This is a genomic window from Bordetella bronchialis (assembly GCF_001676705.1).
Classification (GTDB): Bacteria; Pseudomonadota; Gammaproteobacteria; order Burkholderiales; family Burkholderiaceae_B; genus Bordetella_C; species Bordetella_C bronchialis.
The window spans coordinates 4,701,022-4,712,292 of the sequence record NZ_CP016170.1 but is presented as its reverse complement, the minus strand read 5'-3'; the positions used below and the strand labels follow the sequence as shown (position 1 = coordinate 4,712,292).

At 69.6% G+C, this 11,271-nt stretch carries 11 protein-coding genes; 8 read left to right on the top strand and 3 right to left on the bottom strand.

Features of this window, described 5'->3' with window-relative positions; genetic code table 11:
* Window positions 1–146 precede the first annotated feature (146 nt).
* A complete protein-coding gene (locus BAU06_RS20755) occupies window positions 147–1,730 on the top strand; it encodes an aminotransferase-like domain-containing protein (RefSeq protein ID WP_066354748.1) in 1,584 nt (527 codons plus the stop codon).
* Here BAU06_RS20755 and BAU06_RS20750 read toward each other — a convergent pair.
* The 3 genes from BAU06_RS20750 to BAU06_RS20740 form a co-directional block, all read right to left on the bottom strand.
* On the bottom strand, window positions 1,655–2,176 hold the full coding sequence (locus BAU06_RS20750) for an MgtC/SapB family protein (protein ID WP_066354739.1): 522 nt from the start codon (window positions 2,174–2,176) through the stop codon (window positions 1,655–1,657). The two genes, BAU06_RS20755 and BAU06_RS20750, sit on opposite strands and share 76 nt — an antisense overlap.
* Before the next feature lie 325 nt (window positions 2,177–2,501).
* Window positions 2,502–2,990 carry a hypothetical protein gene (locus tag BAU06_RS20745; protein ID WP_066354734.1) on the bottom strand — a complete coding sequence of 163 codons (489 nt, stop codon included), beginning with the start codon at window positions 2,988–2,990 and terminating at the stop codon, window positions 2,502–2,504.
* A gap of 29 nt (window positions 2,991–3,019) precedes the next feature.
* Window positions 3,020–3,826, bottom strand: a complete 807-nt coding sequence (locus BAU06_RS20740) for an alpha/beta fold hydrolase (protein ID WP_066354729.1) — start codon at window positions 3,824–3,826, stop codon at window positions 3,020–3,022.
* 191 nt (window positions 3,827–4,017) lie between these two features.
* On the opposite strand from BAU06_RS20740, the gene tssA reads away from it, so the two are divergent.
* The 7 genes from tssA to tssG all read left to right on the top strand — a co-directional run bounded on the left by tssA (window position 4,018) and on the right by tssG (window position 11,267).
* Window positions 4,018–5,079: a type VI secretion system protein TssA gene (tssA, locus tag BAU06_RS20735; protein ID WP_066354726.1), complete on the top strand. Its 1,062-nt coding sequence runs from the start codon at window positions 4,018–4,020 to the stop codon at window positions 5,077–5,079.
* A 69-nt stretch (window positions 5,080–5,148) separates the two neighbouring features.
* The gene (gene tssB, locus BAU06_RS20730; RefSeq protein WP_066354723.1) at window positions 5,149–5,679 is read left to right on the top strand and encodes a type VI secretion system contractile sheath small subunit; all 531 of its coding nucleotides are present in this window, start codon (window positions 5,149–5,151) and stop codon (window positions 5,677–5,679) included.
* Between the two features lie 39 nt (window positions 5,680–5,718).
* Window positions 5,719–7,218 carry a type VI secretion system contractile sheath large subunit gene (tssC, locus tag BAU06_RS20725; RefSeq protein ID WP_082993887.1) on the top strand — a complete coding sequence of 500 codons (1,500 nt, stop codon included), beginning with the start codon at window positions 5,719–5,721 and terminating at the stop codon, window positions 7,216–7,218.
* A 96-nt stretch (window positions 7,219–7,314) separates the two neighbouring features.
* Window positions 7,315–7,797 carry an Hcp family type VI secretion system effector gene (locus tag BAU06_RS20720; RefSeq protein WP_066354721.1) on the top strand — a complete coding sequence of 161 codons (483 nt, stop codon included), beginning with the start codon at window positions 7,315–7,317 and terminating at the stop codon, window positions 7,795–7,797.
* 112 nt (window positions 7,798–7,909) lie between these two features.
* Window positions 7,910–8,422 (top strand): type VI secretion system baseplate subunit TssE, encoded by a 513-nt coding sequence (gene tssE, locus BAU06_RS20715; RefSeq protein ID WP_066354718.1) that lies wholly within the window; start codon window positions 7,910–7,912, stop codon window positions 8,420–8,422.
* Complete coding sequence (gene tssF / locus BAU06_RS20710) at window positions 8,419–10,293, top strand: type VI secretion system baseplate subunit TssF (RefSeq protein WP_066354712.1); 1,875 nt, start codon at window positions 8,419–8,421, stop codon at window positions 10,291–10,293. Before tssE ends, tssF begins: the two co-directional genes overlap by 4 nt.
* Window positions 10,278–11,267, top strand: a complete 990-nt coding sequence (gene tssG, locus BAU06_RS20705; RefSeq protein ID WP_082993886.1) for a type VI secretion system baseplate subunit TssG — start codon at window positions 10,278–10,280, stop codon at window positions 11,265–11,267. The genes tssF and tssG overlap by 16 nt, the downstream gene beginning before the upstream one ends.
* Window positions 11,268–11,271 lie beyond the last annotated feature (4 nt).

Below are 11,271 nucleotides of genomic sequence, written 5' to 3'. Positions count from 1 at the left end.
CATGTATCGCGGCGGGCCGCCCATCAGCAATTTGCGTGCCCGAGCGCCGTTCCGGGGCACTGATATGGTCCGATGCGCTTGGAACTGGAACTGTTTTGCGCCGCCTGCGCCGGTTTACAGTAAGGAAACTGTTACCGGACCGGACCATGACGGATTCTTCCCGCGAGCGGGCGCGCCTGAAACGCTACGAAGCCGTGGCGGCCGATATCGTGCGCTCCATCGACACGGGAACCCTGCGGCCGGGCGACCGCCTGCCCTCCGTGCGCCAGGCCAGCGCCGCGCGGCGGGTCAGCGTGTCCACCATCTTCCAGGCGTACTACCTGCTGGAAGCGCGCGGCTACATCCAGGCGCGCGACCGGTCCGGCTATTACGTCAGCACCCGCAAGCCCGCGCCCCCGGAGCCGGAGACATCCCACCCGGATGGCAACCCCGCGCCGGTCGATGTACAGGCGCTGGCCTTCGACGTACTGGGGTCGGTGCGGGACCCCGCCACGGTGCCGTTGGGGTCGGCCTTTCCCTCGCCCATGCTGTTTCCCCTGGTGCGCCTGGCTTCCTCGCTGAAAGCCGGCCTGCGCCGCATGGATCCCTGGAGCAGCGTGTCGGACATGTTCACCGGCAATGCCGCCCTGCGCCGGCAGATTGCCGTGCGCTACCTGATAGACGGCATGGACGTGCACGGCGACGACCTGGTCATCACCAATGGCGCGATGGAGGCGCTGCAGCTGGCGCTGATGGCGGTCACCCGCCCGGGCGACACGGTGCTGATCGAGTCGCCCGCCTTCTACGCGACGCTGCAGGCGCTGGAACGCATGAAGCTGCACGCGGTGGAGGTCCCCACCAGCCCGCGCACCGGGATCCAGCTGGACGCGCTGGCCCGGGCCATCGAACGGCATCGCCCCCAGGCCTGCTGGATCATGTCGAACTTCCAGAACCCCACGGGCAGCCTGATGCCCGACGAGACCAAGCGGGACCTGGTCGCGCTGCTGGCGGGACACGGCATCCCGCTCATCGAGGACGACGTCTACGGCGAGCTCTACTTCGGCCGCGCGCGCCCGCTACCCGCCAAGGCCCATGACCGCGACGGGCTGGTACTGCATTGCGCGTCCTTCTCCAAATGCCTGGCGCCCGGCTACCGCGTGGGCTGGGTGGCCGCCGGCCGCTACGCCCGCGACGTGGAGCGCCAGAAGCTGATGACGACGCTGGCCTCGCCCAGCCCCAACCAGCTGGCGCTGGCGGAATACCTGGACCACGGCGGCTACGACCGCCACCTGCGCCAGCTGCGCGCCACGCTGGCGCGGCAGCAACAGCACATGATGGCGGCGCTGGCGCGCTACTTTCCGGAGGGCACGCGGGCGTCGCGGCCGCAAGGCGGCTATTTCCTGTGGGTGCAGCTGCCGCCGGGCGCGGACGCGCTGGACGTCTACCGCGAGGCATTGGCGCGGCGCATCAGCGTGGCGCCCGGGCCGATTTTTTCGCCGCGCGGCGAGTATCGCGATTGCCTGCGCCTGAACTACGGCCATCCCTGGGACGAAACCCTGGAGGACGCCATGCGCGTGCTGGGCGAGATCGTCGCGCGGCAGGTTGTCGCCAGGCCGCCGGACAGTGACAGTGACAGGGATAGCGCGGCGGCGCGGGCCGCTGGAAGCGGCGCTTTTCAGGCGTCGCCGCCGCGCGAAGGCGGCTGGTCCGGCGCGTCGCCGTTGATGCGCCGTTCCAGCCGGCGCAACTGATCCAGGATCGCCAGGGCCAGCAGCGTGCTGACGATGGCCACGACTTCCTTGCCCATGCCGGCGGCGATGCCGATGGCGGCCGTCAGCCAGATGCTGGCGGCGGTGGTCAGGCCCTTGACCTCGCCTTCCGCGCTGGCCTTGATGATGGCGCCCGCGCCCAGGAAGCCGATGCCGGAAATCACGCCTTGCAGGACACGGCTCATGTCGTTGACCTCCATGCCGGCCTGCAGCGGCGCCAGTACGAACAGCGCCGCGCCCAGGGAGACCAGCATATGGGTGCGCAGGCCGGCCGCCTTGCCGCTGCGTTCGCGTTCGTAGCCGATCAGGCCGCCCAGGATCACCGCGACGGCCAGGCGGGTCAGGATGCGGGTGTAGGCCTGGACATCGCCGATGTCGGAGAACTCTTCCTGCAGCGTCTGCCAGACGGTGGCGGAAAGGGGGGGCATGCCGTTCTCCATCTTCGTAGCGGTCTGGTGTGGCGGTGTTTTACCACGCGCCGGTGGGTGAATTGGTCCTACATACGTCATCCTGTCCTACAAACGGACGCCGCGGGAGGAATCCTTCGGTGGCGCCGATTCCGCGCCGAAATGCCGGCCGCGCCGGCGCCGCGCGCCGCGGGCCGACAGACCGCCGCCGTCGGCGGCGATACAGTTTCCGGGCCGCGTCCATCCGTCGCGGCGCGACGCCGCATCAACGCGGGGCGCCGCCGGACGCGATCCGTTCCAGGCGGCGTTCCCACATGCCTTGTCATTGCAGGGCCTTGGAGATTCATCACATGACGACCTCAGTCAATAGCGCCTTGCCGCCGTCCATCGGCATGACCGGCATGCGTGGCGCCGAGGCGCCGCGCGGCAACCTGGGCATGCGGGTGTTCCGCGCGTGCAAGGGGACGGTCACCCGGGCCGCCCGTTCGCTGAGCCGGGCGATCGCCTGCCTGGGACCGGCGCGGGCGCGCCATGCGCCTATCGTCGCGGCGAAAAGCGGCGGCCCGCGGCGGGCCGGCATCGGGCGCCTGGATTTTTCCTTGCCGCCGCGATCCGGCGACAGCGGGATGCCACCGGGGGCGGCGTCCCGCCGCTCGACACCCGACGGCGTGGCGCGCGCCACGCCCGACTTGCCGTCTCCCACGGGCTCGATACCGGGCGTGCGCCTGAAGCCCGGGCGTTCCGCCGGCGGGTCGCCCGCCGCCTCGCCCGCCGCCGACGGGCCGCCGGCCTTGCCGCCGCGTTCGCCCGCCCTGGAGCGGCTGTGGTCGGGCACGCCCGTTCCCGCGCGGGGGGATGAAGCCCCTAGGCCCCCAGGAAACGGCGAACCGCCTCGTTGAACGCCCGCGGGTTGCCCAGGTTCATGCCGTGGGAAGAGCCCGCGATCCGCAGCGACTGCGCATCGGGCAGCCAGTCCTGCAAGGTATCCAGGATCGCCGGATAGGGCGGCGGACTCAGCGCGCCGCCGATCAGCAGCACGGGCAGCGCCACGTCGCGCGCCTGCTGCGCGGTCAGGCGATAGGGCGCCTCGCGTACCTGCGCGGCCAGCGTGTGCGCATTGTCCATCACCATCTGCTTGAACCAGGGCACCATGCGGCGCCAGGTGTCTGCGCCGCTGACGGTATCGATGAAGTGCGCCAGGCCTTCTTCGACTTTGCCTTCCTGCATGGCCCGCAGCGCCTGCTGGCGGAAGTCGCCACGGCGTTCTTCGCTGTCGCCCACCGCCAGGCCGGGGTCGGCCAGCACCAGCGTCCGCGCCTTGCCGGGATGGCGCCGCGCCAGGTCGAAGGCCACCCGCCCGCCGCGCGAATGGCCGACGATATGCGCGCTGCCGCCGCAATGGCGGTCGATGAATTGCGCCACCGCGTCGGCATGCGCCTCGCCCGAAAAGCCGGCCGCATCGCCGCCGGCCTGCGGCCAGTAGCCCGGCAGGCTCACTGAAAACACTTGGAAGTCGCGGGCCAGCGCGGGCATCTGCGCCTTCCAGTAACGCAGGTCGCACAAGGAGCCGTGCACCAGCACGATAGGTTCGCCCTGGCCGTGCGCGGCATAGGGCAGCCGTGCATCGGGCAGCGCTGCGTACTCGATGGGATAAGCAAAGTCGGGGCGCATGGGCAATACGTTCAGCCGTTCAGATTTATCCAATTATCCGCTTGCCGTCCGGACCGATAGAGTTCAACCCGTCGGCGGCGCATTAAACCAGATGCGCCTTGCGTGCCCCGCATATTCGATCGCAGCCACCGTCGCGATCGGATGCAGCCCTGGCGACCCGCCATCGGCTGCGAACTCGAGAGACATCATCCATGCCCGTTGTAGACGTTGCAAGCCTGCTGCCAGCGATCGCCCCGGAGACGCCTTGCGGTCCGGACCTGGAGTACTCGGCCGAATACGTTGCGCTCTTGCAGTTGATGCGGGGCACGCCCGACGTCGAATACGGCAAGATGCGCCAGGCCGCGGCGGACCCGGACTGGAAGGCCGTCAAGTCGGCCGCCCTGGAACTGCTGGCGCGCACGCGGGACCTGCGGCTGGCCGTATGGCTGACGCGTGCCCTGGCCGCGCTGCATGGCTTCGGCGGACTGGATGACGGCCTGTCGCTGGTCGAAGGCTATATCGAGCGCCATTGGGCGCACGTGCACCCCCGGCTCGACGCGGAAGACGACAACGATCCCACCGAACGCGTGAATACCCTGGTCGCGCTGGAGGAAAAAAGCGGCCTGCTGCGGCAGGTCTACACATTGCCGCTGGCGGAATCGCCGCTGCACGGCGGCGTCAGCCTGCGCGACCTGGATCTGGCGGATGGCGCGCCCGGCGTGTCCGGCGACGAAAACAGGATGGACGCGGCGGCGGTCGACGCCGTCTTCAAGACCGCCGATCCCCAGGCGCTGGGCGATGCGGCCGCGTGCCTGGCGCGGGCCGCCGCGCGCGCCGACCGTATCGAAGCCCTGGTCACCGAGCGGGTCGGCCACGCGCGCGCCGTGGCGCTGCGCGAACTGCGCCAGCTTCTGTCGCGCGCCGCCGGGGTCGCGGGCGAACGCCTGGCGGCGCATCCCGAGCGGCGCGCCGCGCGAGCGGCGGCCGGTGAGGCGGCCGCCGACGATCCTGCGGGCGCCGCGGGGGGGGCCATCCATGCCACGCAGCCCGATGGCCTGCCGGCCGGCTGCGGCATCCCGCGCAGCCGCGATGACGTGGTCGCGGCGATAGACCGGATCTGCGACTACTACGCCCGGGAAGAGCCCGGCAGCCCCGTGCCCCTGCTGTTGCGGCGCGCGCAGCGCCTGGTGGGCCTGGCCTTCATCGACCTTCTTGGCGATCTCTCTCCCGACAGCGTGGCCCAGGTCAACCATATCGCCGGCATCGCCGGATAAGCGCCACTCGCGGCGCCGGCCATCGCGCCCGGCTGCCGCATCGATTCGTCCTTTTAGGGAAGCACTTCAATGAGCAAGGAAAGCAGCCAGAAATTCCTGGGCCGCACGCGGGCGCCGCGCGTGCAGATCGAATACGACGTCGAGGTCAACGGCGCGCAGAAGAAGGTCACCCTGCCCTTCGTGATGGGCGTCATGGCCGAACTGTCGGGGCAGTCGCTGCAGGCCCCGCCACCGGTGGCCGAACGGCAGTTCCTGGAAATCGACAGCGACAACTTCGACGAACGCCTGAAGGCGATGAAGCCGCGCGTCGCCGCCAGCGTGCCCAATACCCTGACCGGCGAAGGAAACCTGGGCATCGACCTGGTGTTCGAGTCCATGGAGGACTTCTCGCCGGCGGCCATCGCCCGCAAGGTCGAGCCGCTGCGCAAGCTGCTGGAGGCGCGCGGCCAGCTGGCCAACCTGCTCACGTATATGGACGGCAAGACCGGCGCCGAGGACCTCGTGGCCAGGCTGCTGTCCGATCCCGCCCTGATGCAAAGCCTGTCGGCGTCGCCCAGGCCGGTGCAAGCGTCCGCCAGCGAAGCGGCGCCGGATGCCTGAACCCACCCACGATCTGCAAGGAATCCATCGATGACTGACATGACCCCCGCGGCGGTGCCGGACGTCTCCGCCGCCGCCCAGGTCCAGGCCGCCGCCGGCGACGATTTCGCCAGCCTGCTGAAGAAAGAGTTCAAGCCCAGGACCGACCAGGCGCAACAGGCCGTGGAGGACTCGGTGCGCACGCTGGCGTCCCATGCGCTGGCCGACGCCTCGCTGGTGTCCGGCGATGTGCTGGGCACCGTCGAGGCGCTCATCGCGGAGATCGACCGCAAGCTCACCGAACAGATCAACGCCGTCCTCCATTGCGCGGAATTCCAGGCGCTGGAGGGCGCGTGGCGCGGCCTGCACTACCTGGTCTCCAACACGGAAACCGACGAGCACCTGAAGATACGGGTGATGAACATCGCCAAGCCGGACCTGTACAAGACGCTGAAGAAGTACAAGGGCACGGCGTGGGACCAGAGCCCGATGTTCAAGAAGCTGTACGAGGAAGAGTACGGCCAGTTCGGCGGCGCGCCCTACGGCTGCCTGGTGGCGGACTACTACTTCGACAACAGCGGCCCCGACGTCGACCTGCTGGGCCAGATGGCGCGCATCTGCGCGGCCGCCCACGCTCCGCTGATCGCCGGCGCGGCGCCTTCGGTCATGCTGCTGGACTCGTGGCGCGACCTGGCCAACCCGCGCGATATCGCCAAGCTGTTCCAGACGCCCGAGCACGCCGCCTGGCGCGCCTTGCGCGAATCCGAGGACTCCCGCTACATCGGACTGGCGCTGCCGCGCTTCCTGGCGCGCGCGCCCTATGGCGTCAAGTCCAATCCGGTCGACGCCTTCGGCTTCGAGGAAGACACCGCCAGCGGCGACAGCAGCCGCTACGTCTGGGCCAATGCGGCATACGCCATGGCGGTCAATATCAACCGCTCGTTCAAGCATTACGGCTGGTGTTCGCGCATCCGGGGCATCGAGTCCGGCGGCGCGCTGGACGACCTGCCCACCCATGTCTTTCCCACCGACGACGGCGGCTTCGACGCCAAGTGTCCCACCGAGGTCGCAATCAGCGACCGCCGCGAGGCCGAGCTTTCCCGCAACGGGTTCCTGCCGCTGGTGCATATGAAGAACACGGCGACGGCTGCCTTCCTGGGCGCGCAGTCGCTGCACAAGCCGGCCGAATACGACGACCCGGAGGCCACCGCCAATGCCGCCCTGGCCGCGCGCCTGCCGTATATGTTCGCGTGCAACCGCTTCGCCCATTACCTGAAGTGCATCGTGCGCGACAAGATCGGCTCGTTCAAGGACCGGGACGACATGCAGCGCTGGCTGCACCAGTGGATCGTCAATTACGTGGACGGCATGCCCAGCCATTCCTCGGAAGTGGCCAAGGCGATACGGCCCCTGGCCGGCGCTTCGGTCGTCGTGGAGGAAGTCGAGGGCAGCCCGGGCTATTACACCTCGCGCTTCTACCTGCGTCCGCACTACCAGCTTGAAGGACTGACCGTATCGCTGCGGTTGGTCAGCAAGCTTCCCTCCATCGGAGGGAAGTAGGCCGGGGGCGCGACGCGCCCCCCGCCGACCCATCCCGAAGGACACGCCAGCCTTCGGCAACCCCTACTCAATTGACTATCCTGCCTAGGAGCAACTATGGCCGACACCACCGTCATCACCATGAAAATGGATGGCATTTCGGGCGACTCGCAAATCAAGGGCGCGGACGGACACGCGGACATCCTGAGCTACTCGTACAGCGCCTCCATCCCCATCGAGGGTCGCGGCCCGGGCCTGTCCGGCGCCGGGGCGACCTACGTCACGCCCATCGCCCTGCACAAGAAGACCTGCTCGGCCACGCCTCCCACGGAGCAGCAGTTCTACAGCGGCAAGCCGATCAAGACCGTCGAGATCAACGAATACAAGGCCGATGGCGAGAGCCAGCCCAAGCCCTTCGTGAAGATCACCTTGACCAACGCGCGCATCAATTCCTACCAGGTCAGCCCGGGCGGCGTGGAGGATCTTTCCATGACCTTCGAGACGGTGAAGCGCGAATACTTCAAGCAGAACACCGAGAGCAGCGCGCTGGAACAGGCGGGCAGCACCACGTTCGACCTGTTGACGAAAGCCGTCAGCTGACCGCGCGGGACGCGGATGCCGGTATCCGCCGGCGCCGTGCCGCCCGTCTCTTGCGACATCCCCGGAACGGCGCCGCCTGGCGGCCGTTCCGTCAACCGACTTTGCACCCTCCATGCCGGAACTCACCAGCAGGGACCGCCTGCAGCCCGCGCTGCTGGACCGCCTGACCGATATGACGCCGAACGCGATGTCGGAATCGCGCGAACGGCGCGTCGTGTCGATGCGCCAGCTGCGCGCCAGCGTACTGCGGGACCTGACCTACCTGTTCAACGCCGCGCGGCCGCGCGTGGGCCGCGGCCGCCCCGAGCCCGCGGTCGAGTCCTCCGTCCTGAACTACGGTTTGCGCGACTTCGCGGGACGGACGCTGTCGGGGATAGACACCGCGTCGGTCGCCGAGGAGATCGCGGATGCGATCCGCCGCTTCGAACCCCGCATCGGCGGCCAGACCCTGCGCGTGACGCCGCTGGACCCGGCGCCGCGCGCCGGCGGCAGCGTGCTCAGTTTCCTTATCGAAGGCGATCTATGGGCGCAGCCGTATCCGGAACGCCTTTATTTCAAGACGGAACTGGACCTGGAGGCCGGCGAGGCGCGCCTGACCGATGACGACGAGGTGGCCCTGGCATGAACCCGACGCTGCTCAGGTACTACAACCAGGAGCTCCAGCACCTGCGCGAAATGGGCAGCGAGTTCGCCGCCGCCTTTCCCAAGATCGCCGGACGCCTGGGCCTGGAAAGCTTCGAATGCGCCGATCCCTACGTCGAGCGGTTGCTGGAGGGATTCAGCTTCCTGGCCGCCCGGGTGCAGATGAAGCTGGATGCGGAGTTTCCGCGCTTCACGGGACATCTGGCCGAGATGGTGTATCCGCAGTTCCTGGCGCCGACGCCGTCGATGGCCGTGGTCCAGTTCGAGCCCGACTGGACCCATCCCGGCCTGTCGCGCGGCTGCGTCGTGCCCCGGAATACCGCCTTGCACAGCCTGCTGGACCGGCACAGCCCGACGCGCTGCGAGTACCGCACCGCGCATGCGCTGCCCCTGCTGCCGCTGCGCCTGGCGCAGGCCGACTACCAGCCCTATACGGGCGCGGTGGCGGGCCTGGCGCTGGATCTGCCGCGCGCGCCGCAGGCGGTGCTGCGCCTGCGCTTCGAACTGGTGGGCGACGCCCAGGCGCCGGCCCTGGATGTCGACGGCATTCCCCTCTATCTGCGCGGCGAGCCTGGCTACGCCGTGCGTCTTTACGAGCAGCTGGCCGCGCATGTCATCGCCGGCGTGGCCCTGCCGGCCAGCCGGCCGCCCGCCTGGCATGTTCCCCTGCCGAAGGACTGCATCGCTCCCATGGGCTACGCCGACGACGAGGCGCTCCTGCCGGCGTCCCGGCAGACCTTCGTCGGCTACCGGCTGCTGCACGAGTATTTTTCTTTCCCGCAACGCTATCTGTTCGTGCGCCTGGACGGCATGCGCGCGGCACTGCACGCATGCCGAGAGCGCGCGTTCGACGTGCTGCTGCTGCTGGATCGCCACGATACGGCGGTGGAGCGGTCCCTGCGCCCGTCCCACTTCGCGATGCATTGCACGCCGGCGATCAATCTGTTCCCGCGCGCGGCCGACCGCATCGCCTTGTCGGGCGAGCAGTTCGAATATCCGGTGATGGTCGACCGCACGCGCCCCATCGATTTCGAGGTCTATGCGGTCGACGCCGCGCGCGGCTATCGCACGGGGGACACGCAGGCGCGCCATTTCCAGCCTTTCTATCGTTCGCTGGATCCATGGACGTCGCGGGAGCAGGGCGGCGCCTATTTCCAGTTGCGCCGCGAGCCGCGCGCGCAATCCATGCGCGAAAGGCAATACGGTCCGCGTTCGCGCTACCTGGGCACCGAGGTCTATATCGCGCTGGTCGACCAACACCAGGCCCCCCACGCGGATGACCTGCGCCAGCTGGGCATCGACCTGCTTTGCACCAACCGCGACCTGCCGCTGTCCATGCCGCTGGGCGTGGGGGCCACGGATTTCACCTTTGGCGCGGAGATTCCCGCCGAGGCCGTGCGCTGCCTGTCCGGGCCCAGCGAGCCGCGTCCCGCCCTGGCGGCCGGCGCGGCGGTGTGGCGCTTTCTCAACCACTTGTCGCTGAACTATCTCTCGCTGGCGCCGGGCGACGGAAGCGCGCAGGCCCTGCGCGAGCAACTCGAACTGTACCGGCACCCGGACGACGACGCCGCGCGGCGCCAGATCGCCGGCCTGTGCGGGGTGGCGGCCGAGCCGGTCACGCGCCGGCTCCCGGGGCCGGGGCCCATCAGCTTCGGCCGTGGCATGGCGCTGACGCTGACCTTCGACGATGCCGTGTTCGAAGGTTCCGGCGCCTTCCTGCTGGGCGCGGTGCTGCACGCCTTTCTTTCGTCGTACGTATCGATCAATCACTTCGTCGAGACGGCGATCCGGACATCCTCCGGCACGCCGGTCGCGCGATGGCCGGCAAGGGCGGGACGATGCCAGATCCTGTAGCGTTGGAAGGGCGCCTGGCCGGGCACGCCTGCCGTTTCGGCTTCTACCAGGCGCTGCGCCTGATCGAATGCGCCCATCCCGGCGCCCCGCGCATCGGCACGTCGGCGCGTGCCGCCGACGACCCCGTGCGCCTGGGCCAGGACGCCGGGATGGCCTTCCTGCTGGGCGAGCTTTCCGGCTACCGGCCCGCGACCGAGCGGGGCCCGGGACGGCTGGGCGTGAACGTGCTGGGCCTGCTCGGCAGCGCGGGACCGCTGCCCCTGCATCTGACCGAGTACGTGCGCGACCGCCTGCACCATGCCGGCGACCGCACCCTGGCCGGATTCCTGGACATGTTCCATCACCGCATGATGTGCCTGTTCTACCGCGCCTGGGCGGACGCCCAGCCGGTCATCGGCCACGACCGGGCGGATGGCCGCCACGCCCGCTATGCCGGCAGCCTGTGCGGCCTGGGAACGCCCGCCACGCGCGGCGCGGATGGCATCGGCGAAGCCGCCAAGCTGCAGTTCGCCGGCATCCTGGCGGCGCGCACGCGCCACGCCGATGGCCTGGCGGCCGTGCTGTCGAGGTATTTCCGCGTGCCGGTGGCGATCCGGCAATTCGTCGGCCAATGGCTGCATCTTCCCGAGCAGGAACGGACACGCCTGGCGCCCCACGGCAGGCCGCTGGGGCAGGGCATACCGCTGGGCGCGCGCGCCTGGGACCGCCAGCACAAGTTCCGCGTGGTGCTGGGACCGCTGCAGGCGCCGCGGGCCGCCGCCCTGCAACCCGGCACGCCGGGCTTCCTGCGCCTGGCCGAGTGGACGCGGCTGTACGCCGGCGGCGCCCTCGATTGGGATGTGGAGTTGCGCCTGGCGCCGGGCGCGGCCGTCGCGATGCGCCTGGACGGCCGGGCGCGTATCGGCCGCGGCACGTGGCTGGGCCGGCCCGGCGGCACGCCGCGGCTGCGCTTCCGTGCGCCCGCCTCTCTTTGATACA

Excerpts from the sequence above, each read along its gene's own strand:
- tssB (WP_066354723.1), top strand. The coding sequence starts at position 5,149 with ATGAGCAAGGAAAGCAGCCAGAAATTCCTGGGCCGCACGCGGGCGCCG.
- tssE (WP_066354718.1), top strand. The coding sequence starts at position 7,910 with ATGCCGGAACTCACCAGCAGGGACCGCCTGCAGCCCGCGCTGCTGGAC.
- tssC (WP_082993887.1), top strand. The coding sequence starts at position 5,719 with ATGACCCCCGCGGCGGTGCCGGACGTCTCCGCCGCCGCCCAGGTCCAG.
- tssG (WP_082993886.1), top strand. The coding sequence starts at position 10,278 with ATGCCAGATCCTGTAGCGTTGGAAGGGCGCCTGGCCGGGCACGCCTGC.
- BAU06_RS20755 (WP_066354748.1), top strand. The coding sequence starts at position 147 with ATGACGGATTCTTCCCGCGAGCGGGCGCGCCTGAAACGCTACGAAGCC.
- tssF (WP_066354712.1), top strand. The coding sequence starts at position 8,419 with ATGAACCCGACGCTGCTCAGGTACTACAACCAGGAGCTCCAGCACCTG.
- BAU06_RS20750 (WP_066354739.1), bottom strand. The coding sequence starts at position 2,176 with ATGCCCCCCCTTTCCGCCACCGTCTGGCAGACGCTGCAGGAAGAGTTC.
- BAU06_RS20740 (WP_066354729.1), bottom strand. The coding sequence starts at position 3,826 with ATGCGCCCCGACTTTGCTTATCCCATCGAGTACGCAGCGCTGCCCGAT.
- BAU06_RS20720 (WP_066354721.1), top strand. The coding sequence starts at position 7,315 with ATGGCCGACACCACCGTCATCACCATGAAAATGGATGGCATTTCGGGC.
- tssA (WP_066354726.1), top strand. The coding sequence starts at position 4,018 with ATGCCCGTTGTAGACGTTGCAAGCCTGCTGCCAGCGATCGCCCCGGAG.